Genomic DNA, 24,698 nt, shown 5'->3' on the forward strand with positions numbered 1-24,698 from the left:
CCATGATTGTCGTGGAAAAACTGACAAAGCAGTTCAAGGGTCAGGTGGTACTCAACGGCATCGACCTGAAGATCGAAGAAGGCGAGGTGGTTGCGATCATCGGCCCCAGCGGCTCCGGCAAGACGACCTTCCTGCGCTGCCTGAACTTCCTCGAGGAGCCCAGCAGTGGTCGGATCAAGGTCGGCGACATTGAAATCGACGGCAGCCGTCCATTGAACCAGCAACAGGGCCTGGTGCGGCGATTGCGCCAGCAGGTGGGCTTCGTGTTCCAGAACTTCAACCTGTTCCCGCATCGCACGGCCCTGGAGAACGTCACCGAGGGTCCGATTGTGGTCAAGAAGGTTCCTCGTGCCGACGCCGAAGCCCTGGGTCGCAGACTCCTGGCCAAGGTCGGCCTGGCGGGCAAGGAAGACGCTTATCCGCGCCGGCTCTCCGGTGGACAGCAGCAGCGAGTGGCCATTGCCCGGGCACTGGCGATGGAGCCGCAAGTGATTCTGTTCGACGAGCCGACCTCGGCCCTCGATCCGGAACTGGTGGGCGAAGTATTGGCGACCATTCGCGGCCTGGCCGAAGAAAAACGCACCATGGTCATCGTGACCCACGAAATGGGCTTCGCCCGGGACGTGGCGAACCGCGTGGTATTTTTCGACAAGGGCGTGATCGTGGAACAAGGCGAAGCCAAGGCCCTGTTCGCCGCTCCGAAGGAAGAACGGACGCGCCAGTTCCTGAGCAAGTTTCTTGCTGACGGGCGCATCGCCCAATAATCCATCGAAACTCGTCGTTACTTCCAGGGATGGAAGTTCGATCCAATGACTGACAAGCAAACCCCGCCCTTGCCTGCAACGCAAAAAGTTGCAACTTAGCCTTGCCACACCGGTTATAAGCTGCGCGCCAACTATCTATATTTCGCCACGACTTCCCGCGATCTACTTCCTCAATCCGTGACCTTCCTCATGCCTAGGCCTGCGCCATCCCCGAGGAAAAGGCAACTTCGCTCCGCTTATTGCTGCCATCGTCGCGTAGGATATTTCTGAAGCCTCACATAATTAATTAATGGATAAACACCTCTATTGACACGACAACTATCGGACCTTTATCTAGAACCCAACAGGCGCTGGACATTATTTAATTCTTTGCGGCAATGGAACCGAAGGGACCGGTCGTGACCGCAATAAAAATTATGTCGTGATCAGAAAAGCCTTTGATTTTTCCGAAACGGATTTCGTTTAGCAGGTATCAAGGAGAACACCATGACATGTACGTCGAATCTTCCCGAACTGGCCGCGCCCTCCCTGGCCAATGCCAACCGTGCCGGTATCAACCTCGCCAGCGCTGCTCGCCTGGAGGTCGCCATCGCTGCTTCTCCCGGCATGGATGCCGGTGACTTGATCGAATTGTTCTGGGACAACTGCTACGTTGGCTCCCGCCTGCTGGCCGAAGCCGACCTGCACGACTGTGTCAGGTTGCGAGTGCCGGAGAGCTTCATCGTCAATGGAACCTCACAGGTCCACTACCGCGTCATGCGGGTCGGGCGCGGGCCGGCGCTGTCGGCAACGCTGCGGGTCCAGGCCAAGCTCGATTGTCCCGGGGGTCAGCCTTCGGCCCTGAGTGGCGATGAGAACCAGGGGCTGGCGCCGGTACGCATACCGGGCACCATCCGACGCCAGGGCGTGAACCCGAGCCAGATCAAGCGCGGCGTCCCGCTGACCATCGAACCCTACCTGAACATGGCCGCCGACGATGCGATTACCCTGCGCTGGGGCGATGTGCGCATGGACCTGCCCCGGGTCAAGCCAGGCGAGGTAGGTCAGCCGATCAACATCTGGGTGCCGCCCCACATCATCCTCGAAGCGGGAGAAGACCTGCGCCTGGAGGTCACCTACTGCATCCTCGACCGGGTAGGCAACAATTCCCATTGGGCGCCACCCCGCACGTTGAAGATCGGTTGCACCAGTCTCTATCCGAAGCAAGCGCCGACGGAACCTCTCCGGGCCGCTGAACCGCGCCGCCACAGACCCTGATCCCCCGACTGGCGAGGGAAGTATCTGCACAAGGTTATGTAGCACCCCGACCAGGGCGGCTATGGGGCCACGAGATAAACCCTCGCCAGGACGACTTGGCGAATCCACTCTATTGATATCCCTAAAAGTTATTTCAGAAATAATTTACGCACGTTTAGGGTATATGAACCGGACCACCGGACATTCTTTTCCGCCGCATTCATCGCGGCGTTTTCCTGAAATGTGAGGTGGGTATGGTACGGAACACAATCACCCCGGTGCAGAACGCCAAGGCACTGCCAGCCGCCACGGAGCGGCTGTGATGTCTGACCTGGCGCAAGCAAAGGTCCAGAGCGATCTGGACGTCGCACCACTGCTGTTGCCTGCACAAGTGCTGCGCAACGATGCCGAGGCCATCAAGGCCGCCCATGATCTGGCCCAGGTCGCTCGCCAGCAGGCCGCGCGGCGCGATCAACAGCGCAAGCTGCCCTGGTCGGAAATCGAACAGTTCACCCGCAGCGGGCTGGGCAGTATTTCCATCCCCCGCGAGTATGGTGGCCCGCAAGTCTCCTTCGTCACCCTTGCCGACGTTTTCGCGATCATCTCTGCGGCTGACCCGGCCCTGGGACAGATTCCACAGAACCAGTTCGGTGTGCTCCAACTGATCCTCGGCACCGGCACGCCACGGCAAAAGGAAATCCTCCTGCAGAGCGTCCTCGAAGGCTGGCGCATTGGCAACGCCGGGCCGGAACGCGGTACGCGCAATACCCTGGAACTCAAGGCCCGGATTACCGCCGACGGCGATGGCTTTGTCATCAATGGCCAGAAGTTCTATTCCACCGGCGCGCTGTTTGCCCACTGGGTGGCGGTCAAGGCACTGGATGACGAAGGCCGGCAGGTATTGGCGTTCGTGCGGCGCGGCACACCCGGCCTGCGGATCGTCGACGACTGGTCGGGTTTCGGCCAGCGCACCACGGCCAGCGGGACCGTGCTGCTGAACAACGTACGGGTGGATGCCGAGTTGGTGCTCGATAACTGGCGCATCAACGAAACCCCGAACATACAAGGCGCGATCTCGCAGCTGATCCAGGCGGCCATTGACGTCGGCATCGCCCGTGGCGCCATCGACGATGCCATTGCATTCGTGCGTGAACGGTCGCGTCCCTGGATCGATGCCAAGGTCGAGCGGGCCAGCGACGATCCGTATGTCATCGCCGACATCGGCAAGTTGAAGATCGACCTGCACGCCGCCGAAGCCCTGCTGCGCAAGGCCGGCCAGGTCCTGGACCAGGTCAGCGCCGCGCCCATCACCACGCCACTGGCCGCCCGCGCTTCGATCGCCGTGGCCGAAGCCAAGGTGCTGAGCACCGAAATCGCCCTGCAAGCCAGCGAAAAGCTGTTCGAGCTGGCCGGCAGCCGCGCCACCCTCGCCGAATTCAACCTCGATCGTCACTGGCGCAACGCGCGCGTCCACACCCTGCATGACCCGGTGCGCTGGAAATACCACGCGATAGGCGCCTACCACCTGAACGGCACATTGCCGGCCCGGCATTCCTGGATCTGACGACCCGACTTCTGGAGTTACGCACATGACGCTTTCCCAACACGTCGCGGTGATCACCAGCGACGAACAAGCCCTGATCGTCGCCAGCGACCTGGCCGAAGATTTCAAGCGCGACAGCGCCTTGCGCGACCGCGAGCGCCGCCTGCCCTACCCTGAACTGGAGGCGTTTTCCCGCTCCGGCCTGTGGGGCATCAGCGTACCCCGGGAATATGGCGGCGCCGGTGTTTCCAGTGTCACGCTGGCCAGGGTGGTGGCCCTGATCGCACGGGCAGATGGCTCACTGGGGCAGATTCCGCAAAACCATTTCTACGCGGTGGAAGTCCTGCGGGTGAACGGCAGCGAAGCGCAGAAACGCCGCCTCTACGCCGAAGTGCTGGCCGGGCAGCGGTTCGGCAACGCCTTGGCGGAACTCGGAACCCGGACTGCCCACGACCGCACCACCCAACTGCGCCGCGACGGCGGCGGTTATCGCATCAACGGGCGCAAGTTCTACGCCACGGGAGCGATCTACGCTCAGCGCATCCCCACGTCGGTGGTGGATGAAAACGGCGTGCAGCAGTTGGCGTTCGTCCCGCGGGACAGCAAGGGGCTGTCGGTCATCGACGACTGGAGCGGCTTCGGCCAGCGCACCACCGGCAGCGGTTCGGTGGTGTTCGAAGATGTCTGGGTCGAGGCCGAGGACATCGTGCCGTTCCAGAGCGCCTTCGAGCGCCCCACGCCGGTCGGTCCACTGGCGCAGATCCTCCACGCCGCGATCGATACCGGCATCGCCCGCGCCGCTTACGAAGACGCCTTGCATTTTGTCCGCAGCAAGACCCGGCCGTGGATCGATGCCACCAGCGATATCGCCACCGAAGATCCACTCACCCTCAAGAGCTTCGGCCAGTTGGGCAGCCGCCTGCATGCCGCCGAGGCGTTGCTGGAGCGCGCTGGCGAGTTTCTCGACCGGGCCCAGGCCGACCCTCATGCCGAAACGGTCGCCGCGGCCTCGATTGCCGTGGCTGAAGCCCGGGCCATCAGCACCGAGGTTTCCCTGGCCATCGGTAGCACATTGTTCGAGCTGGCCGGCAGCCAGGCAACCCTGGTCGAACACGGCCTGGATCGTCACTGGCGCAACGCCCGGGTGCACACCCTCCACGACCCGGTGCGCTGGAAATATCACGCCGTGGGCAATTTCTACCTCAACGATGAGAAACCGCCGCTGCGAGGAACCATCTGATGGCGCAGGGCAAGAAGAAGATCCTGCTCAATGCGTTCAACATGAACTGCATCGGGCACATCAACCATGGCTTGTGGACTCACCCTCAGGACACGTCGACCCAGTACAACACCCTCGAATACTGGACCGGCCTGGCACAACTGCTGGAGCGCGGGTTGTTCGACGGCTTGTTCATCGCCGATGTGGTGGGCGTCTACGACGTCTACCAGCAATCGGTGGAGGTCACCCTCAAGGAGTCGATCCAGCTGCCGGTGAACGATCCCCTGCTGCTGGTCTCGGCGATGGCGGCTGCCACCCGCCACCTGGGGTTCGGCCTCACCGCCAACCTGACCTATGAGCCGCCGTACCTGTTCGCCCGGCGCATGAGCACCCTCGACCATCTGAGTCGCGGCCGGGTCGGCTGGAACATCGTCACCGGCTACCTGGACAGCGCCGCCCGGGCCATGGGCCTGGCCGCCCAGGTCGAACATGACCGCCGCTACGACCAGGCCGATGAATACCTGCAAGTGCTCTACAAGCTCTGGGAAGGCAGTTGGGAAAACGACGCGGTGCTCAACGACCGGCAGCGGCGGATCTACGCCCAACCGGAAAAAGTGCACAAGGTCCGGCACCAGGGCGAGTTCTACCAGGTCGAGGGCTATCACCTGTGCGAACCGTCGCCCCAGCGCACGCCAGTGTTGTTCCAGGCCGGCAGTTCGGAGCGCGGCCTGGCGTTCGCCGGGCGGCATGCCGAGTGTGTCTTCATCAGTGGCCAGGACAAGGCCGCGACCAGGAAGCAGGTGGACAAGGTACGCGCCAGCGCCGTCCAGGCCGGGCGCAATCCCGAGGACATCAAGGTGTTCATGGGCTTGAACGTGATTGTCGGCGAGACCGAAGCGGCAGCCTGGGCCAAACATGCCCAGTACCTGGGCTACGCCAGTGCCGAGGCCGGGGTCGCACATTTTTCCGCGTCGACCGGCATCGATTTTTCCCGGTATGAACTGGACGAGCCGATCCAGTACGTGAAGAGCAACGCCATCCAGTCCGCCACCCGGATCCTGCAGGCCAACGACTGGACCCGGCGCAAGCTCCTGGAGCAACACGCCCTGGGGGGACGCTACATCACCGTGGTCGGTTCGCCCGGGCAGGTGGCCGACGAGCTGGAATCCTGGGTCGCCGAGGCCGGTCTGGATGGCTTCAACCTGACCCGCATCGTGACGCCCCAGAGCTATGTGGATTTCATCGACCTTGTGATTCCCGAGCTGCAGCGACGCGGGTCGTACAAGACCGAATACGACGACGGCACCCTTCGGGAAAAACTGTTCCGCACGGGGGCGCATTTGCCCGAACGACACACCGGTTCGACCTACCGACACTGACCCGTTCGGACCGAGAACAGGGTGGACCACGAAAGTACACACTTCACCATAAATGACTGGAATTACCGACATGACCATGCAACGCCTGACCCTGCCAGTCAAAGCACTGGCCCTGGCCCTCGGCCTGTTCAGCTCGGCGCTGTTCGCCGCCGACGCACCGTTGAAGATCGGCACCACCGCTGCGTTCGCCATTCCCCTGGAAGCTGCCGTGGAGGAGGCCGGCAAGCAGGGCCTGAAGGTCGAGCTGGTGGAGTTCAGCGACTGGATCGCGCCCAACGTCAGCCTGGCCTCCGGCGATATCGACGTGAATTATTTCCAGCACATTCCGTTCCTGGAAAACGCCAAGGCCGCCGCCGGTTTTGACCTGGTGCCGTTCGCCCCGGGCATCATCAACAACGTCGGTCTTTATTCGAAGCGCTTCAACAGCTTCGACGAACTGCCCGAAGGCGCAAGCGTCGCCATCGCCAACGACCCGATCAACAGCGGCCGCGGCTTGCAATTGCTGGCCAAGGCCGGGCTGATCACCCTCAAGCCGGGCGTGGGCTACAAGGCCACCGAAGAAGACATCGTGGCCAATCCGAAGAAACTCCGGATCCTGCAAGTCGAGGCCGTGCAACTGGTGCGGGCCTATGAAGACGCCGACCTGGTGCAGGGCTACCCCGCCTACATCCGCCTGGCGAACACCTTCGACGCCACTTCCGCCCTGCTGTTCGACGGACTCGACCACAAGGAATACGTCATCCAGTTCGTGATCCAGCCCAAGAGCAAGGACGACCCACGGCTGATCAAGTTCGTCGACATCTACCAACATTCGCCCGCCGTGCGCGCAGCCCTGGACAAAGCCCATGGCAAGCTCTACCAGGCCGGCTGGGAAGGTTGACCATGAATGCCATCAATGCTCGACTCAGGCTTGAACCCCCCCCTCTCCAGAGCGCCGAACACACCGAGCTGCATCCGCAATTGAACCGCGCCCATGTGCGCTTCATCGGCGTAGGCAAGACCTACAGCGGCAGCCAAGGGCCGGTGGCCGCGCTGCAGGGCATCGACCTGGCGATCCAGCGCGGCGAAGTGTTCGGCATCATCGGCCGCAGCGGGGCCGGCAAGTCTTCGCTGATCCGCACGATCAATCGCCTCGAACAGCCCACCAGCGGTCGCGTGCTGATCGATCAGGTGGACATCGGCGGATTCGATGAGGACCAGTTGGTAGCGCTGCGTCGACGTGTCGGCATGATCTTCCAGCACTTCAACCTGATGTCGGCCAAGACCGTATGGCAGAACGTCGAGCTGCCCCTCAAGGTGGCCGGCGTGCCCAAGGCGCAGCGCCAGCGCAAAGTCCATGAACTGCTGGAGCTGGTGGGCCTGCAAGGCAAGCACAAGGCCTACCCGGCGCAGCTGTCGGGTGGCCAGAAACAGCGGGTAGGCATCGCCAGGGCCCTGGTGCACGATCCGCAGATCCTGCTTTGCGACGAGGCCACCTCGGCCCTGGACCCGCAGACCACCCAGTCGATCCTGGCCCTGCTGCGCCAGATCAATCGACGGCTGGGCCTGACCATCGTGCTGATCACTCATGAGATGGCGGTGATCCGGGAGGTCTGCGACCGCGTGGTGGTGCTCGATCAAGGTCGAATCGTCGAACAGGGACCGGTCTGGGAAGTATTCGGCAACCCGCGACATGAAGTCAGCCGGACACTGCTGGCCCCATTGCAACAGGCCCTGCCAGACGAACTGCAAGGCCGCCTGCAAGCGCAACCGGCGTCGGCGGATGCCGCTGCGGTGCTGCGCCTGCAATTCACCGGCACGGGGCATGACGAACCGGACCTCGCCGCCTTGTTCAGCGCCTTGGGCGGACGGGTGCGATTGCTCCAGGGCGGCATCGAACGGATCCAGGGGCACGGTCTCGGACAATTGCTGCTGGCGGTAAGCGGCTCGGCGTGGAATGTCGAGCAATTGCGCGAGCGGGCCGGCCGGTGGGCACAGCGAGTGGAGGTGTTGGGTTATGTGGTTTGATCGGTTATTGCAGGGTCTGGTCGATACGTTCCTGATGGTGGGCGTGTCGTCGCTGATCGCGCTACTGGCGGGCATTCCGCTGGCGGTGATCCTGGTCACCAGCGGCAAGGGCGGGATCTACGAAGCGCCGGCGCTGAACCGCGCCCTCGGTGCGTTCGTGAACCTGTTCCGCTCGATCCCCTTCCTGATCCTGATGGTGGCACTGATCCCGTTCACCCGGTGGGTCGTCGGCACCACTTACGGCGTATGGGCCGCCGTGGTGCCACTGACCATCGCCGCCACGCCGTTCTTCGCCCGCATCGCGGAAGTCAGCCTTCGGGAAGTGGACCACGGCCTGATCGAGGCCGCCCAGGCCATGGGTTGCCGGCGCAGGCATATCGTCTGGCATGTATTGCTGCCCGAAGCGCTGCCAGGCATCGTCGCGGGGTTCACCATTACCCTGGTGACCATGATCAACTCCTCGGCCATGGCCGGAGCGATCGGTGCCGGCGGCCTGGGCGACATCGCCTACCGTTACGGCTACCAGCGTTTCGACAGCCAGGTCATGCTCACGGTCATCGTGCTGCTGGTGATGCTGGTGGCGCTGATCCAACTGAGCGGGGATCGACTGGCGCGGCGGCTGAACAAGCGCTGAGTCAAATGAGGGCGCAACCTGCAGGAACGCGGCTCCTGCAGGTGACGCGCTCATGATGCGGTATAGTCGGCCCCTGATCCCAATCAAGCCAGTGGCCATGAAACACACACCCGACGACCTGCGCGCCATCACCACCACGACCCTGGGCCACTACACTGCCGTGGCCGAAAGCTTCCGCGAAGGGACCCGTGACCACGACGTCAGCCAGAACATCGATGCGCTGCTGCGGCATATCCAGGGCCCGGCCCCCTTCCACATTCTCGATTTCGGCTGCGGCCCCGGTCGTGACCTGCAGACGTTCACGCGCATGGGCCATGTCGCGATCGGCCTCGATGGTTCACCGGCATTCGCCCGTATGGCGCGCCAGGACAGTGGCTGCGAAGTGTGGCAACAGGACTTCCTGGAACTCGACCTGCCGGACGAGCGCTTCGACGGGATCTTCGCCAACGCCGTCCTGTTCCATATTCCCGTCCAGGAACTGCCCCGGGTGCTCAAGCAGTTGCGCGCCACGCTCAAGCCCGGCGGCGTGCTGTTCAGCTCCAACCCACGGGGTGAAAACCAGGAAGGCTGGAACGGCCAGCGTTTCGGCGCCTACCATGACCTCGCGGCCTGGCGCGCCTTGCTCACGGAGGCGGGCTTCGTGGAGCTGGAGCACTACTACCGGCCGGCGGGGTTGCCACGGGAACAACAGCCTTGGTTGGCGAGTGTCTGGCGCAGGCCTGCTTAGAATTGGAGGACGCCATCGCGAGCAAGCTCGCTCCCACACTCGACCCGTCGTGAACTCATGATCGGTGAGCACCGCAGCTCCAGTTTGGGAGCGAGCTTGCTCGCGATAGCGGTCCAACGGTCAATGAAGCTTGATGGTTTAGCCTCATCGCCTGGAAGCTTCACTCCTGTTTTTTCAACCACTTCTGCGACAGCTGCTCCAGCCTCCCGTCCTCCTTGATACGCGTCAACGCGTTGTCCAGGCTGGCCTTGAATGCCGGATTGCCCTTCTGGAACGGAATCACCAGGCTTGGCGCCGGCTCGTTCTTTTCCTCCGGCTGGAACGACTGCGCCATCACCAAGGGACGTTGCTCCGGCTCCTTGCTCGCCAACAATCGAGCATCCGGTTGACTGTACGTGGCGCTGGTATCGAAACGTTCTGCCAGTTCCGGGGTCAGTGCTATGTGGTTGATGGCGACATCGTATTTGCCACTTTCCACGCCGCTCAAGAGGTCTGCGGCATCGGTCACCACGAAATCGGCACGGACATCGAGTTCACCGGCCAGCATCTGGCCCAGCTCCACTTCAAAACCGGTGAGCTTGCCGTCTTCCTTGAAGTTGAAAGGGGCCGTGTCGGCTTCGAGGGCAATGCGCAGTTCACCGCGGTCGTTGATATCGTCGATCAGTTCGGCATGGGCCAAGGGGCTCAAAAGGGGTAGCAGGCAAATCAGGCCAGGCAGAAAGCGCATGGTCGCTCCTTTGAATTTGTACAAGCGACGCTCGTTCAGGCTCGCTTTGTTATGGTTGTCGCAGGCTTCGACAACGAATGGTCATGAAGTTGTCATGGCCAGGCGGATTTCATGGAAAAACTGGAGAAGAAAATGAAAAGCTTTATGTCACGTGCAGTGTTGACTGGCCTGTTGTTGGGGACTTCGATGCTGGCTGTAGCGGCGACCCCCGCTCCAAAAGGCGCGCAAGTATTCATCGTTTCCCCGGAAGACGGCGCCACCGTTCCCCAGGAGTTCAAGGTCAAGTTCGGGGTAAAGGGCATTGCCCTGGCCCCAGCCGGTGATGTGACAAAGAACACCGGGCACCACCATCTGTTGGTCGATGTGGACAAACTGCCCGCCGCGGGTGCGCCGATCCCCACCGACGCCAACCACATGCACTTCGGCAAGGCACAGACCGAAGCCACCATCAAGCTGGCCCCGGGCAAACATACCTTGCAGCTGGAACTGGGCGATACCGGTCATATCCCGTTCGAACCCCCGATCGTATCCAAGAAAATCACGGTGAACGTGAAGTAACACGAGAACTGCTGCCACGGCATGCCTGGTGCCAGGCAAAAAAAACGGGAGCCCCTTGCAAGGCTCCCGTTTTTTATCGCAGGCCAATCTCCAGCTTGCAGCTCAGCCGCCTCAGAACAGCACGCGGCAGCGGATGGTGCCGTTGACGTGTTGCAGCTTCTCCTGGGCCAGGTCCGAGTATTCGGCATCGACGTCGATCACGACGTAGCCGACTTTCTCGTTGGTCTGCAGGAACTGACCGGAAATGTTGATGCCGTTTTCGGCGAAGACCTTGTTGATCTCGCTCATCACGCCCGGGATGTTCTCGTGGATGTGCAGCAGGCGGTGCTTGCCAGGGTGTGCCGGCAGGGCCACTTCCGGGAAGTTGACCGACGACACCGAAGTACCGTTGTCGCTGTACTTGACCAGTTTTTCCGCCACTTCCAGACCGATGTTGGCCTGGGCCTCGGCAGTGGAACCACCGATGTGCGGGGTCAGGATCACGTTGTCCAGGCCACGCAGCGGGCTTTCGAAGATATCGTCGTTGGAGCGGGGCTCCACCGGGAACACGTCGATGGCGGCGCCGATCAGGTGCTTGTCCTTGATCGCCTCGGCCAGGGCCTCGAGCTTGACCACGGTGCCACGCGCGGCGTTGATCAGGATGCCGCCCTTCTTGATCGCACGGATTTCCTTCTCGCCGATCATCCACTGGGTCGCCGGGGTTTCCGGAACGTGCAGGGTGACGATGTCGGACATACCCAGCAACTCGTGAAGGTCATTGACCTGGGTGGCATTGCCCAACGGCAGCTTGGTCACGGTGTCGTAGAAGAACACCTGCATGCCCAGGCCTTCGGCCAGGACAGACAGTTGGGTGCCGATCGAGCCATAGCCGACGATACCCAGCTTCTTGCCGCGGATCTCGAAGGAGTTGGCGGCACTCTTGATCCAGCCGCCACGGTGGCAGGAAGCGTTTTTCTCGGGGATACCGCGCAGCAGCAGGATCGCTTCGGCCAGCACCAGCTCGGCGACGGAACGGGTGTTGGAGTACGGTGCGTTGAACACCGCGATACCGCGCTCGCGGGCCGCGTCGAGGTCAACCTGGTTGGTGCCGATGCAGAAGCAGCCGACCGCTACCAGTTTCTTGGCGTGGTCGAAGATCTCTTCGGTCAATTGGGTACGGGAGCGAATGCCGATGAAGTGAGCATCGGCGATCTTTTCCTTGAGCTGGGCTTCCGGCAGAGAACTGGTGATGTACTCGATGCTGGTGTAGCCCGCCGACTTGAGGACGTCGACAGCCGATTGGTGGACGCCTTCGAGAAGAAGGAACTTGATCTTGCTCTTATCGAGAGAAGTCTTGCTCATCTGCGTAAACCTGTGTCCCGGAGAAAAATGGCAGGGAATCGGACAGCGCATGCTGGCCCGACGGCATGACCGCCGTCGCCGCAGTACAGCCGTTGGGCACTACGCTGCGGGGTCGGTATGCTAGCATATGCACCCCGCTAAACACTCATTCCTGCGACGTGAAGCGTTCTCAGGATGACCATGAATTGTTCGAGAGTTCTGTCGATGACCAATCCTTCCCGGATAGATGAACTGAAGACCTTGGTTGAACCTGGCAAGGTCTTGACCGACGCCGACTCCCTGAACGCTTATGGCAAGGACTGGACCAAACACTTCGCCCCCGCCCCCACCGCCATCGTCTTCCCCAAGACGATCGAGCAGGTCCAGGCCATCGTCCGCTGGGCCAACGAGCACAAGGTCGCCCTGGTACCGTCGGGCGGACGCACCGGGCTCTCGGCCGCAGCCGTGGCGGCCAACGGTGAAGTGGTGGTGTCTTTCGACTACATGAACCAGATCCTCGACGTGAACCTCACCGATCGCACTGCGGTGTGCCAGCCGGGCGTGGTCACCGAACAGTTGCAGAACAAGGCCGAAGAGCACGGCCTGTATTATCCAGTGGATTTCGCATCGGCCGGATCCAGCCAGATTGGCGGCAATATCGGCACCAATGCCGGCGGTATCAAGGTCATTCGCTATGGCATGACCCGCAACTGGGTCGCGGGCCTGAAAGTCGTCACCGGCAAGGGCGACCTGCTGGAACTGAACAAGGACCTGATCAAGAACGCCACCGGCTATGACCTGCGGCAGTTGTTCATCGGTGCCGAGGGCACCCTCGGTTTCGTGGTCGAAGCCACCATGCGCCTGGACCGGGCGCCGAAGAACCTCACGGCGATGGTACTCGGCACCCCGGACTTCGACTCGATCATGCCGGTGCTCCACGCATTCCAGGGCAAGCTCGACCTGACCGCATTCGAATTCTTCTCCGACAAGGCCCTGGCCAAGGTCCTGGGCCGGGGCGACGTACCGGCGCCGTTCGAGACCGAATGCCCGTTCTACGCCTTGCTGGAATTCGAAGCCACTACCGAAGACGTCGCCAATCACGCCCTGGAAACCTTCGAGCACTGTGTGGAACAGGGCTGGGTACTGGACGGCGTGATGAGCCAGAGCGAAACCCAGCTGCAGAACCTGTGGAAACTGCGCGAGTACATCTCCGAAACCATTTCCCACTGGACACCCTACAAGAACGATATCTCGGTGACCGTCTCGAAGGTGCCGGGATTCCTGCGGGAAATAGATGCGATCGTCGGCGAACACTATCCAGATTTCGAAATCGTCTGGTTCGGTCACATTGGCGACGGTAACCTGCACCTGAACATCCTCAAGCCGGAAAACCTCGAGAAGGATGAATTCTTCGCCAAATGCGCCACCGTGAACAAATGGGTCTTTGAAACGGTGGAGAAGTACAACGGCTCGATTTCCGCGGAACACGGCGTAGGCATGACCAAGCGTGACTACCTGACCTACAGCCGCTCACCGGTCGAGATCGAATACATGAAAGCCGTCAAGGCAGCGTTCGATCCGAACGGCATCATGAACCCGGGCAAGATCTTCGCTGTTTGAATCAACGAACCAGGAGTCGGTAATGAGCTATCAGCACCAGTATGTCGACGGCACCCGCATTCATTTCCCGGTAGGGAAAGTGGTGTGCATTGGCCGTAACTATGCCGAACACGCCAAGGAGCTGGACAACCCGGTCCCTACGGAACCCCTGCTGTTCATCAAGCCGGGCAGTTGCGTGGTGCCACTGGAAGGCGGCTTCAGCATCCCTGTCGAACGCGGCTCGGTGCACTACGAAGCGGAAATCGCCGTGCTGATCGGCAAGCCATTGTCCACCCGGCCGAGCGTCGAGGAAGTACTGGACGCCATCTCCGGCTTCGCCCCTGCCCTGGACCTGACCCTTCGGGACAAGCAGGCCGAGCTCAAGGCCAAGGGCCTGCCATGGGAAATCGCCAAATCCTTCGACGGCGCGGCGGTGATCGCCCCGTTCGTGTCCAACGCCACCTTCGCCGACCTGACCGACATTCCCGTGCGCCTGACCATCAATGGTCAAGTGCGCCAGGATGGCAACAGCAGCATGATGCTCAACCCCATCGTGCCGATGATCCAGCACATGGCCGGCTGCTTCTCGCTGCAGGCCGGCGACGTGATCCTCACCGGCACCCCGGCGGGCGTCGGCCCGTTGAACGTGGGTGACGAGCTGGTGCTGGAGTTGCCGGGCGCTTGCCGCTTCGAAAGCAGCGTCCGCTGAGAGCCATTCGACTGGCAGGGCTGGCTCGCCAGCGCCCTGCAGAAGGTCGTTTCTTCCAATCTGAAGCCGACTCAACGCTTCAGCAGCGCATCCTCGAAACATATGCCGCCACCTGCTCGACCACGGCTATTGCATCAGCGTAATCCGGCTCGTCGTTGCTGTTATCGAAGCTTCCTGCATCGTCCATGTTCTGGATCAATACGCCATCGCGACGAGGCATGACCAGGAAGTCCTGCGCCCGCAGCCCATACCTGACTTCGGGTTGCGGTACCAGGCGCACTGTCTGTCCACGCACAGGAATTATCGTGTGGTCGTTGAACAACAGCTTCGCGCCATACCCTGTCGCGTTGATCAACGTGTCTTCGGGCAACACCAGGAGTTCATCCGGATGGGTAAACTCCTGGATTTTTATCTGGCCTCCCGCGTCCAGGAAATCAGTCATCAGCGAGCTGGCGTAAGACGTGATGTTGAACATCAAGCTCGTCCATCCACGCGCGTAAGGCGCAGGAAACGGATGGCTTCCAGGTGGCAGCTCCACTTGAGGGGGCAAGAACTTCCTGGCGAACTCCGCATATTCGGGCTCCCGGGCATCTTTTGTTCGCGCCGGCTTTTCCTCGGACGAGAATGGAACATCGGACAACCTGTAGCCATTGACCCACTCGATCGAGCTGCCTGGCAGTTGCGCCACACGTTGGAATTGGCTGAATGAAGCATCCGCCATCTCGTTCCAGCGCGACGCCCAAGCCGGGCCATGCTGGACGTCGCAGAACCGGGAATCGGGCGACCATATTCCCGTGGCGCCCATGGACGGTACCCCGGGAGGAAGGGCCTTGGCATAGATGCAGACAGATAGACCCGCTTGCTGGGCCAATAGCGCAGAGGTCAGGCCAAGCGGGCCGCAACCGATGACGCCGAGAGCGCGAAGCGTTTCTCGGCCGGCCGAGGCGGCGTATGCCAGGCGTAGCGCCTGCATGCTCGATCCCCAGCTCAGTGACCAGCCACAACCGCCATGGCCATAGTTATGAACGATGAGTTTCGACCCCAGCTGTTGCGCCTCGATACGCGGCCCGGCATGACGGAAAGGCCGTGCACAAGCGTATACTCCGGCTATCCGGCCCAGGTGCGCGTTGATCGGCCTGAGCTCTTCACAAGCTGGGGGAGCGGCGGGAAAGAGCGGTCGGGGCCCCTGTGTCTGAAGCTGCCTGCAGCTCAGCAGTATTGAAGTTGAAGCCAGAGCCAACGTCCCACCCAGAACAAATCGGCGTCGATTCACACATCATCCCTGTTTTTGATCGATATTGATGGTGCCTGGATCGGCAGGCTAGGTTAGCTGCTCCCCTCACTCAACGACTTTTGAATTGCATGATGTGTAGCCAGGGGCGCTCCGCACATCCCTTGACCATCAGGTTGAGGCGTCCGCGACAAACGCTGCCATCGCGCACTGATCGTCTGACGAAACACCATGGGCAAAACCGCTGGCGAAAAAAAACACACTGACGAACGGCTGGATCACAAGGCATTGCCGCCATTTACCGTTTTTTTCACATCCTATCTGGATAATTCCTGGGCTTGCGGCGTCTGAGCCGGTCCCAATCGTGGTATTACCCTCAGCCTGAATTCTGGAATACACCTCTCGATGGCCACCCCACCAATGCCCGCCCTTAAAGTTGCCCGCCGCCCGCGCTTTCTCACCGGCTGGTATGTCTGGCCTTTGCTGGCCGCCGTCGCGTATGGCCTGGCATTCGCGATGCATTGGGACGATCGCGGCATGTTGTGGCTGTCGGAACATTTCAAGAGTCCGGCCCAGCGCCAGGACAGCATCTGGCTACCCGACTACCGCGCGGTGATCGATGCCAAGCCATTGCCGGGCATGGAGAAGGACGAAGCGTCCGACCTGACCTATAACCCGCAGACCAAGACCCTGTTCGCCGTCATGGGCAAGAACCCGTTCCTGGTGGAGCTGACGCTGCAGGGTGAGGTGTTGCGCAAGATGCCACTGGTGGGCTGGAACAATCCCGAAGGTGTGTCATTCATGGGCAATGGACTGCTGGCCATTACCGATGAGCGCTCGCATTCGCTGTCGATCGTCCAGGTCGATGCGAATACGCGCGAGCTGAACATCGCCGACTTTCCCCAGTACGACCTCGGCCCATCGGAAAACCAGAACAAGGGATTCGAGGCGGTGGCCTGGGACCCACGCAACCAGCAACTGGTACTGGGCGAGGAACGTCCAGCGGCGTTATTCATCTGGAAAAGCAACGGCAGCCAGTTGCTCAAGGGCGATAAACAGATCCATGCCAGCGATGAACTGGACCTGCGCAACCTGTCGGCCCTGGCGATAGACCCGCGCACTGGCCATACGCTGGTGCTGTCGTCCGACTCGCATTTGTTGCTGGAGCTGGATGAGAAAGGCCAGCAGGTCAGCTTCATGACCCTGCTGGGCGGTTTCAACGGGCTGAAGGATACGGTCCCTCGCGCCGAGGGCGTGACCCTGGATGAGGCCGGCAATCTGTACATGGTCAGCGAGCCGAACCTGTTCTATCGTTTCGAGAAATAAGCTGATCGGCCAGCTCTGTAAGGTAATTCGTCCTTCGCTGTAGGGTGTGGCACACCGCCATTAAGCTTCAGTTCAGGCAGGCGTGATATTTCAACCCCCTGTTCTTATCCGAGCCCACCCTCATGCGCCGACTTGCCCGTCCCAAGCCCTTGATTCTGATGCTGCTGGCGATCGCCCTGATCGTCCTGATCGCAGCGGGTCAATACCTGCGTCTGTTCGAGCGCGCCTGGTTCAACCTCAACACTTTCTGGCAGCCCACCAGCGAGCAAGCCATCGGCCTCGACCAATACCGCGTCACCCTGGAAGCACAGGTGATCGAAGGGCTGGATGACGATGTCTCGGCACTGACGTTCGATCCGGTCCGCAAGAGCCTGTTCACGGTTACCAACAACAACGCCGAGCTGATCGAACTGTCCCTGGACGGCAAGATCCTGCGGCGCATGGCGCTGATCGGTTTCGGCGACCCGGAGGCGGTGGAGTTCATCAGCGAAAACACCTACGTCATCAGTGACGAGCGCCAGCAGCGCCTGATCAAGATCCACCTGGACGAAGACACCCGGTTCCTCGATGCCGCCGATGCGGAGCAGATGACCCTTGGCGTGCACATGAGCGGTAACAAGGGATTCGAAGGACTGGCTTATGACTCGGTGGGCAAGCGGCTGTTCGTGGCGAAGGAACGCGACCCGATGCTGATTTATGAAGTCCAGGGGTTCCCTCATCACAAACCAGAAAAGTCCTACGCAGTTCACGTCATCAATAACCCCAAGCGCGATGCCGGGCTGTTCGTGCGCGATCTCTCGAGCCTGCAATACGATGAGCGCAGCGGCCATTTGCTGGCGCTGTCCGATGAGTCGCGACTGATCATCGAGCTGGATATCGACGGTCGCCCGCTGAGCACGCTGTCCTTGAGCAAGGGTCGCCAGGGCCTGCAAAAGACCGTGCCCCAGGCCGAGGGCGTTGCCATGGACGACGACGGCAACCTCTATGTGGTGAGCGAGCCGAACCTGTTCTACGTGTTCAAGAAGCCGCAGCCCGATTGACAGGAATCGAAATGCTGTGGCGAAGGGATTAGCGAAACGTCGCATCTCCCCTCGTCACGACAGCGCCAGTCACACCATCGGATCAGGCCTTGAGGGTCTTCACACCTTCCGGCGTTCCCAGCAACAGCACATCCGCCGGCCGCGCGGCGAACAGACCGTTGGTGACGACGCCGACGATGGCGTTGATCTGGCGCTCAAGCTCAACCGGCTGGGTGATCTGCAGGTTGTGGACATCCAGGATGATGTTGCCGTTATCGGTCAGCACACCCTCGCGATACACCGGATCGCCACCGAGCTTGACCAGTTGGCGGGCCACATGGCTGCGGGCCATCGGGATGACTTCCACTGGCAACGGAAATGCGCCGAGCACCGGCACCAGCTTGCTGGCATCGGCGATGCAGATGAAGGTCCTGGCCACGGCCGCGACGATTTTCTCGCGCGTCAGCGCCGCGCCGCCACCCTTGATCAGGTTCAGGTGCGCGTCGCTTTCGTCGGCGCCATCGACGTAGAACTCCAGGTCGCTCACCGTATTGAGCTCATACACCGGGATCCCGTGGCCCTTGAGCCGCGCGGCGGTGGCTTCGGAGCTGGCGACCGCGCCGTCGAACGCGCCCTTGTGCCGGGCCAGCGCATCGATGAAGCAATTGGCCGTGGAGCCGGTGCCGACCCCGATGATGCTCTTGTCATCCAGCTGCGGGAGGATGAGGTCGACAGCGGCCTGGGCCACGGCCTGTTTGAGTTGATCCTGGGTCATGCGGGCTCCGGAAACGGGCAGGGAGTAGAGAGGGGCGCGAGTATAACCCAACAAAACCTCGGGATTCGTGTGGTCGCCCGGCCAAAAGCCGGGTTAGACTCCTTGGCCCTGCCCAACCCGCCCAGTGATGCTTTCCGATGCTCGAACAGTACGTCAAAAAGATCCTCAACTCGCGCGTCTACGACGTGGCCGTGGAAACCCCGCTGCAGAACGCCCGCCAGCTCTCCGAACGGCTGGGCAACAGCATCTGGCTCAAGCGCGAAGACCTGCAACCGGTGTTCTCGTTCAAGATTCGCGGGGCCTACAACAAGCTGACCCAACTCAGCGACGAGGAACGCGCCCGCGGCGTGGTCACGGCTTCGGCGGGCAACCATGCCCAAGGCCTGGCCCTGGCAGCCAAGGTACTGGGCGTGAAGGCCACCATCGTGATGCCCAAGACCACGCCGGAAATCAAGGTCGAAGGCGTGCGCTCCCGTGGCGGCCGGGTGGTGCTGCATGGCGACTCGTTCCCCGAGGCCCTGGCCTATTCGTTGAAACTGGTCGATGAAAAAGGCTACGTCTACATTCATCCTTATGACGATCCCCACACCATTGCCGGGCAGGGCACCGTGGCCATGGAGATCCTGCGCCAGCACCCGGCGCCCCTGGATGCGATATTCGTCCCGGTGGGGGGTGGCGGGTTGATCGCCGGTATCGCGGCCTACGTGAAATACCTGCGGCCGGACATCAGGATCATCGGCGTCGAGCCGGACGATTCCAACTGCCTGCAGGCCGCCATGGCTGCCGGCGAACGCGTGGTACTGCCCAGCGTCGGACTGTTTGCCGACGGTGTCGCCGTGGCGCAGATCGGCCAGCACACCTTCGATATCTGCAAGCATCACGTGGACGAAGTGATCACCGTCAGCACCGACGAGATCTGTGCCGCCATCAAGGATATCTATGACGATACCCGCTCGATCACCGAGCCGGCCGGGGCGCTGGGCGTAGCGGGAATCAAGAAGTACGTCGAATCGCGCGGCATCAGCGGGCAGACCCTGATCGCCATCGAATCCGGCGCCAACATCAACTTCGATCGCCTGCGCCACGTGGCCGAGCGCGCCGAGCTGGGCGAAGGCCGGGAGGCGATCATCGCGGTCACCATTCCCGAGCAACCGGGCAGCTTCAAGGCATTCTGCGAAGCCATCGGCAAGCGCCAGATCACCGAATTCAACTACCGCTACAACACCGGCAGCGAAGCGCACATTTTCGTCGGCGTGCAGACGCATCCGGAAAACGATCCGCGCAGCGCCCTGATCGCCAGTCTGACCGAGCAAGGCTTCCCGGTACTGGACCTCACCGACAACGAATTGGCCAAGTTGCACATCCGCCATATGGTGGGCGGGCACGCGGCCCATGTCATCGACGAAATGGTACTGCGCTTCGAGTTTCCGGAGCGACCGGGCGCGCTGTTCAACTTCCTCAACAAACTGGGCGGGCGCTGGAACATCTCGATGTTCCACTACCGCAACCATGGCGCAGCGGATGGCCGGGTCGTCGCAGGGCTGCAAGTGCCTCATGACGAACGTCATCTGGTCCCTGCCGCCCTGGAGGCGATCGGCTATCCATTCTGGGACGAGAGCGACAACCCGGCCTATCAGCTGTTTCTCGGCTGAAGGGCTACGCTCAAAGGCAAGCCATAAGGAAGCGAACGATGGAAACGTTAACCGCTCTCAAGGTCGCCCATGTCCTGGCGACGGTGTTGTTACTGGCCGGTGCGGCGGGGCTGGCCATCTGGGTCTGGCGTGCTCGCCGTGGCGGTGATGCGACGGCGCACACCCGCACGCTGCAAAGACCGCTGGTGTTCATCTGGCTGTTGATGGGCCTGGCGCTGGCGAGCATGCCGTTCACCGGCTGGTGGATGGTGCATCAGGTGGGATGGCCGCTGGGGCAGACTTGGTTGCTGGCTTCCAGCGTGCTGTACACCGCGGCGACACTGGCCGGGTTCTGGCTGTTGGTGCGGTTGAACAGGTTGCGCACGCTGCCGGCGGCGGGCAATGGCAAATTCACCCTGGCCCTGGCGCTGTTCAGCGTCGTCTGTTTTATCGCCATTGCGGGGTTGATGGGAGCCAAGCCGGTTTAAGGTCTTGGACCGTGTCGCTTTCATCGCGAGCCAGCTCGCTCCCACAGAGGTTGCATGATCGACGCAAATCCCCTGTGGGAGCGAGCTGGCTCGCGATAGCCATTTTCAGCCGCGCAGCGAAATCACCGGCCAGCCACGCTTCTCGGCCTCGGCCCTGAGGTTCGGGTCCGGATCCACCGCCACCGGATTCGTGACTACCTCCAGCAGCGGCAAGTCATTCATCGAATCGCTATAGAAATAGCTGTTCTGCAGGGAATGCCCGGTTTCTTCCAGCCAACGGTTGAGGCGCGTCACCTTGCCCTCGCGAAAGCAGGGTATGTCAGTGCTGCGCCCGCTGTAGCGGCCGTCGATCATTTCACATTCGGTGGCGATCAGGGTCTCGACTCCCAGGCGCTCGGCAATCGGCGCGGTGACGAAACGGTTGGTGGCGGTGATGATCACCAGCTTGTCGCCGGCTGCACGGTGCTTTTCCAGCAATTCGATGGCCTGTGGCAATACGATCGGCTCGATGCAGTCGCGCATGTAGTCGAGATGCCATTGTGCCAGCACCTCCATTTCCGTGCGCCCGAGGATCTCCAGGCAGAAATTCAGGTACTCGGCGTTGTCGAGCTTGCCGGCCAGGTAATCCTGATAGAACGCATCATTGCGCGCCTTGTACGTCACGGCATCCAGGAAGCCGCGTTCACACAGGTAATCGCCCCAGGCGTGGTCGCTGTCGCCGCCCAGCAGCGTGTTGTCCAAGTCGAATAAAGCCAGCCGCATTGCAGTTACTCGCTGAAAATTCTGAAGAAAGGTGCCCAGAATACGGACTTTTCACAAGAGTGCACATAAGCTAGGCGACGTGTGTGGTCTGGCTCGTTGCTGCTTTCACAACCTTTGTGGAACAATGCGGCGACATGCGTTTGCGAGGTTGTTGCCGTGATCGATCCCGATGGTTTCCGACCCAATGTGGGGATCATTCTTACGAATGATGCAGGGCAGGTGCTATGGGCTCGCCGTATCAATCAAGACGCCTGGCAGTTTCCTCAAGGTGGAATCAACCCCCAGGAGACGCCGGAAGAAGCCTTGTACCGCGAGTTGAACGAAGAAGTGGGGCTGGAGCGTGAAGATGTCGAAATTCTCGCCTGCACCCGTGGCTGGTTGCGCTATCGTTTGCCGCAACGCCTGGTCAGGACGCACAGCCAGCCGCTGTGCATCGGCCAGAAACAGAAATGGTTTCTCCTGCGCCTGCTCTCCAACGAGCAGCGGGTGCGGATGGATTTGACCGGTAAACCGGAGTTCGATGGCTGGCGCTGGGTCAGTTATTGGTATCCGTTGGGCCAGGTGGTGACATTCAAGCGCGAGGTGTACCGACGCGCCCTCAAAGAGCTTGCCCCGCGCCTGCTGACGCGCGACTGACGACGGAGTTCGACCCCGAGCCATGCTCAATACGCTGCGCAAGATCGTCCAGGAAGTCAACGCCGCCAAGGATCTCAAAGCGGCGTTGGGGATTATTGTGTTGCGCGTCAAAGAGGCCATGGGCAGCCAGGTCTGCTCGGTCTATCTGCTGGACCCCGAGACCAACCGTTTCGTGCTGATGGCCACCGAGGGCTTGAACAAGCGCTCCATCGGCAAGGTCAGCATGGCGCCCAACGAAGGTCTGGTCGGCCTGGTCGGCACGCGCGAAGAGCCCCTGAACCTCGAAAACGCCGCGGACCACCCGCGCTATCGCTACTTCGCCGAAACCGGCGAGGAGCGCTACGCCTCGTTCCTCGGGGCACCGATCATTCACCACCGCCGTGTCGTCGGCGTACTGGTCATCCAGCAAAAGGAGCGTCGCCAGTTCGACGAAGGCGAAGAAGCCTTCCTCGTGACCATGAGCGCGCAGCTGGCCGGGGTTATCGCCCATGCCGAGGCCACCGGTTCGATCAGCGGCCTGGGACGCCAGGGCAAGGGCATCCAGGAAGCCAAGTTCGTCGGCGTGCCGGGCTCGCCGGGCGCGGCGGTGGGTACCGCGGTGGTCATGCTGCCGCCTGCCGACCTCGACGTCGTGCCGGACAAGGCCATCAGTGACATCAAGGCCGAACTGGCGCTGTTCAAGACTGCCATCGAAGGCGTGCGGGCCGACATGCGGGCCCTCTCGGCCAAGCTGGCGACTCAGCTGCGTCCGGAAGAGCGCGCGCTGTTCGACGTCTACCTGATGATGCTCGACGACGCCTCGCTGGGCAGCGAGGTGACCACGGTCATCAAGACCGGCCAATGGGCCCAGGGCGCGTTGCGCCAGGTGGTGACCGACCACGTCAACCGTTTCGAACTGATGGACGACGCCTACCTGCGTGAGCGCGCTTCCGACGTCAAGGACCTCGGCCGCCGGTTGCTCGCCTACCTGCAGCAGGAACGCCAGCAGACCCTGGTCTACCCGGACAACACCATCCTGGTCAGCGAAGAGCTGACCCCGGCCATGCTCGGCGAGGTGCCCGAGGGCAAGCTGGCGGGGCTGGTGTCGGTATTGGGCTCGGGCAACTCCCACGTGGCGATCCTGGCCCGTGCCATGGGCATCCCGACGGTGATGGGCCTGGTGGACCTGCCGTATTCCAAGGTCGACGGCATCCAGATGATCGTCGATGGCTACCACGGCGAGGTCTACACCAACCCCAGCGAAGTGCTGCGCAAGCAGTTCTCCGATGTGGTGGAGGAAGAAAAGCAACTGTCCCTGGGCCTGGATGCGCTGCGGGACCTGCCTTGCGTGACGCTCGACGGCCATCGCATGCCGCTGTGGGTCAACACCGGCCTGCTGGCCGACGTGGCCCGGGCGCAGAAGCGCGGCGCCGAGGGTGTGGGCCTGTACCGCACCGAAGTCCCCTTCATGATCAACCAGCGCTTCCCCAGCGAAAAGGAACAACTGGCGATCTACCGTGAACAGCTGGCCGCATTCCACCCGCAACCGGTGACCATGCGCAGCCTGGACATCGGCGGCGACAAGTCCCTGTCCTACTTCCCCATCAAGGAAGACAACCCGTTCCTGGGCTGGCGCGGCATCCGCGTGACCCTCGACCACCCGGAGATCTTCCTGGTCCAGGCCCGCGCCATGCTCAAGGCCAGCGAAGGCCTGAACAACCTGCGCATCCTGTTGCCGATGATCTCCGGCACCCATGAACTGGAAGAAGCCCTGCACCTGATCCACCGGGCCTGGGGCGAAGTCCGCGACGAAGGCACCGATGTGCCGATGCCTCCGGTCGGCGTGATGATCGAGATCCCGGCGGCGGTGTACCAGACCAAGGAGCTGGCGCGGCAGGTGGACTTCCTGTCGGTGGGCTCCAACGACCTGACCCAGTACCTGCTGGCGGTGGACCGCAACAACCCGCGGGTAGCCGACCTTTACGACTATCTGCATCCGGCCGTGCTGCAGGCCCTGCAGAACGTGGTGCGCGACGCCCATGCCGAAGGCAAGCCGGTGAGCATCTGCGGTGAAATGGCCGGGGATCCGGCGGCAGCGGTGCTGCTCATGGCGATGGGTTTCGACAGCCTGTCGATGAACGCCACCAACCTGCCAAAAGTGAAATGGATGCTGCGCCAGATCAACCTCAGCAAGGCCCAGGAACTGCTGGCGGAAGTGATGACCATCGACAATCCGCAAGTAATTCACAGCTCCTTGCAACTGGCGCTGAAGAATCTTGGGCTGGCGCGGATGATCAATCCGGCTTCGAACAAGACCCTCTGATCCTGCGGCGCTCCTGTCGCGAGCAGGCTCGCTCCCACAGTGATCTCGGTTGTTCACAGCGTTTGTGTTCACTGACGATCTACTGTGGGAGCGAGCTTGCTCGCGA

General features: G+C 61.7%; 23 protein-coding genes. 18 read left to right on the top strand and 5 right to left on the bottom strand.

Annotation, left to right across the window (positions count from 1 at the left end; translation table 11 throughout):
* Positions 1 to 2 precede the first annotated feature (2 nt).
* The 9 genes from tcyN to BLP99_RS20350 all read left to right on the top strand — a co-directional run bounded on the left by tcyN (position 3) and on the right by BLP99_RS20350 (position 9,509).
* Complete coding sequence (tcyN, locus tag BLP99_RS20310) at positions 3 to 764, top strand: L-cystine ABC transporter ATP-binding protein TcyN (protein ID WP_072397715.1); 762 nt, start codon at positions 3 to 5, stop codon at positions 762 to 764.
* Between the two features lie 486 nt (positions 765 to 1,250).
* Positions 1,251 to 2,021: a hypothetical protein gene (locus BLP99_RS20315; protein ID WP_072397714.1), complete on the top strand. Its 771-nt coding sequence runs from the start codon at positions 1,251 to 1,253 to the stop codon at positions 2,019 to 2,021.
* Between the two features lie 301 nt (positions 2,022 to 2,322).
* Positions 2,323 to 3,564: an SfnB family sulfur acquisition oxidoreductase gene (locus tag BLP99_RS20320; RefSeq protein ID WP_092181549.1), complete on the top strand. Its 1,242-nt coding sequence runs from the start codon at positions 2,323 to 2,325 to the stop codon at positions 3,562 to 3,564.
* A 25-nt stretch (positions 3,565 to 3,589) separates the two neighbouring features.
* On the top strand, positions 3,590 to 4,783 hold the full coding sequence (locus tag BLP99_RS20325) for an SfnB family sulfur acquisition oxidoreductase (protein ID WP_072397712.1): 1,194 nt from the start codon (positions 3,590 to 3,592) through the stop codon (positions 4,781 to 4,783).
* The gene (locus BLP99_RS20330; RefSeq protein ID WP_092181552.1) at positions 4,783 to 6,141 is read left to right on the top strand and encodes an LLM class flavin-dependent oxidoreductase; all 1,359 of its coding nucleotides are present in this window, start codon (positions 4,783 to 4,785) and stop codon (positions 6,139 to 6,141) included. Before BLP99_RS20325 ends, BLP99_RS20330 begins: the two co-directional genes overlap by 1 nt.
* A gap of 70 nt (positions 6,142 to 6,211) precedes the next feature.
* Entirely contained in the window at positions 6,212 to 7,021 is an 810-nt protein-coding gene (locus tag BLP99_RS20335) for a MetQ/NlpA family ABC transporter substrate-binding protein (RefSeq protein ID WP_092181555.1), read from the top strand.
* Between the two features lie 2 nt (positions 7,022 to 7,023).
* Complete coding sequence (locus BLP99_RS20340) at positions 7,024 to 8,148, top strand: methionine ABC transporter ATP-binding protein (RefSeq protein ID WP_092181557.1); 1,125 nt, start codon at positions 7,024 to 7,026, stop codon at positions 8,146 to 8,148.
* Positions 8,138 to 8,782, top strand: coding sequence for a methionine ABC transporter permease (locus tag BLP99_RS20345; protein ID WP_072459154.1), 645 nt, complete (start codon positions 8,138 to 8,140; stop codon positions 8,780 to 8,782). Before BLP99_RS20340 ends, BLP99_RS20345 begins: the two co-directional genes overlap by 11 nt.
* 97 nt (positions 8,783 to 8,879) lie before the next feature.
* Positions 8,880 to 9,509 (top strand): class I SAM-dependent methyltransferase, encoded by a 630-nt coding sequence (locus BLP99_RS20350; RefSeq protein WP_072431794.1) that lies wholly within the window; start codon positions 8,880 to 8,882, stop codon positions 9,507 to 9,509.
* Positions 9,510 to 9,669: 160 nt separating this feature from the next.
* Here BLP99_RS20350 and BLP99_RS20355 read toward each other — a convergent pair whose 3' ends face one another.
* On the bottom strand, positions 9,670 to 10,236 hold the full coding sequence (locus BLP99_RS20355) for a transporter substrate-binding domain-containing protein (RefSeq protein ID WP_072397707.1): 567 nt from the start codon (positions 10,234 to 10,236) through the stop codon (positions 9,670 to 9,672).
* Between the two features lie 132 nt (positions 10,237 to 10,368).
* Here BLP99_RS20355 and BLP99_RS20360 point away from each other — a divergent pair, with 132 nt between their 5' ends.
* Complete coding sequence (locus tag BLP99_RS20360; RefSeq protein ID WP_072397778.1) at positions 10,369 to 10,794, top strand: DUF4399 domain-containing protein; 426 nt, start codon at positions 10,369 to 10,371, stop codon at positions 10,792 to 10,794.
* 111 nt (positions 10,795 to 10,905) lie between these two features.
* Here the strand turns inward: BLP99_RS20360 and serA are convergent, their stop codons facing one another.
* Entirely contained in the window at positions 10,906 to 12,135 is a 1,230-nt protein-coding gene (gene serA, locus BLP99_RS20365; protein WP_072397706.1) for a phosphoglycerate dehydrogenase, read from the bottom strand.
* A gap of 204 nt (positions 12,136 to 12,339) precedes the next feature.
* Between serA and BLP99_RS20375 the strand changes: the two genes are divergently transcribed.
* Positions 12,340 to 13,734: an FAD-binding oxidoreductase gene (locus tag BLP99_RS20375; protein WP_072397705.1), complete on the top strand. Its 1,395-nt coding sequence runs from the start codon at positions 12,340 to 12,342 to the stop codon at positions 13,732 to 13,734.
* A gap of 22 nt (positions 13,735 to 13,756) precedes the next feature.
* The gene (locus BLP99_RS20380) at positions 13,757 to 14,422 is read left to right on the top strand and encodes a fumarylacetoacetate hydrolase family protein (RefSeq protein WP_072397704.1); all 666 of its coding nucleotides are present in this window, start codon (positions 13,757 to 13,759) and stop codon (positions 14,420 to 14,422) included.
* 79 nt (positions 14,423 to 14,501) lie between these two features.
* Here the strand turns inward: BLP99_RS20380 and BLP99_RS20385 are convergent, their stop codons facing one another.
* The gene (locus BLP99_RS20385; RefSeq protein ID WP_207956647.1) at positions 14,502 to 15,395 is read right to left on the bottom strand and encodes an FAD-dependent oxidoreductase; all 894 of its coding nucleotides are present in this window, start codon (positions 15,393 to 15,395) and stop codon (positions 14,502 to 14,504) included.
* Positions 15,396 to 16,058: 663 nt separating this feature from the next.
* Here BLP99_RS20385 and BLP99_RS20390 point away from each other — a divergent pair.
* Complete coding sequence (locus BLP99_RS20390; protein WP_072397702.1) at positions 16,059 to 16,979, top strand: SdiA-regulated domain-containing protein; 921 nt, start codon at positions 16,059 to 16,061, stop codon at positions 16,977 to 16,979.
* A gap of 122 nt (positions 16,980 to 17,101) precedes the next feature.
* Positions 17,102 to 18,019, top strand: a complete 918-nt coding sequence (locus tag BLP99_RS20395; RefSeq protein WP_072397701.1) for an SdiA-regulated domain-containing protein — start codon at positions 17,102 to 17,104, stop codon at positions 18,017 to 18,019.
* Between the two features lie 82 nt (positions 18,020 to 18,101).
* Here BLP99_RS20395 and rpiA read toward each other — a convergent pair whose 3' ends face one another.
* A complete protein-coding gene (gene rpiA / locus BLP99_RS20400) occupies positions 18,102 to 18,773 on the bottom strand; it encodes a ribose-5-phosphate isomerase RpiA (protein WP_072397700.1) in 672 nt (223 codons plus the stop codon).
* A 137-nt stretch (positions 18,774 to 18,910) separates the two neighbouring features.
* Between rpiA and ilvA the strand changes: the two genes are divergently transcribed.
* Together ilvA and BLP99_RS20410 are read left to right on the top strand one after the other, a co-directional pair.
* The gene (gene ilvA / locus BLP99_RS20405; RefSeq protein ID WP_072397699.1) at positions 18,911 to 20,425 is read left to right on the top strand and encodes a threonine ammonia-lyase, biosynthetic; all 1,515 of its coding nucleotides are present in this window, start codon (positions 18,911 to 18,913) and stop codon (positions 20,423 to 20,425) included.
* Between the two features lie 38 nt (positions 20,426 to 20,463).
* Positions 20,464 to 20,892 carry a DUF2269 family protein gene (locus BLP99_RS20410; RefSeq protein WP_072397698.1) on the top strand — a complete coding sequence of 143 codons (429 nt, stop codon included), beginning with the start codon at positions 20,464 to 20,466 and terminating at the stop codon, positions 20,890 to 20,892.
* A gap of 105 nt (positions 20,893 to 20,997) precedes the next feature.
* Here BLP99_RS20410 and BLP99_RS20415 read toward each other — a convergent pair whose 3' ends face one another.
* Positions 20,998 to 21,654, bottom strand: a complete 657-nt coding sequence (locus BLP99_RS20415) for a histidinol-phosphatase (protein WP_072397697.1) — start codon at positions 21,652 to 21,654, stop codon at positions 20,998 to 21,000.
* 156 nt (positions 21,655 to 21,810) lie between these two features.
* Here BLP99_RS20415 and BLP99_RS20420 point away from each other — a divergent pair, with 156 nt between their 5' ends.
* A complete protein-coding gene (locus BLP99_RS20420) occupies positions 21,811 to 22,290 on the top strand; it encodes an RNA pyrophosphohydrolase (RefSeq protein WP_053148065.1) in 480 nt (159 codons plus the stop codon).
* Positions 22,291 to 22,312: 22 nt separating this feature from the next.
* The gene (gene ptsP, locus BLP99_RS20425; RefSeq protein WP_072459149.1) at positions 22,313 to 24,592 is read left to right on the top strand and encodes a phosphoenolpyruvate--protein phosphotransferase; all 2,280 of its coding nucleotides are present in this window, start codon (positions 22,313 to 22,315) and stop codon (positions 24,590 to 24,592) included.
* Positions 24,593 to 24,698 lie beyond the last annotated feature (106 nt).

It is taken from the genome of Pseudomonas sp. NFACC32-1 (assembly GCF_900101215.1).
In the GTDB taxonomy this organism is placed as follows: Bacteria; Pseudomonadota; Gammaproteobacteria; order Pseudomonadales; family Pseudomonadaceae; genus Aquipseudomonas.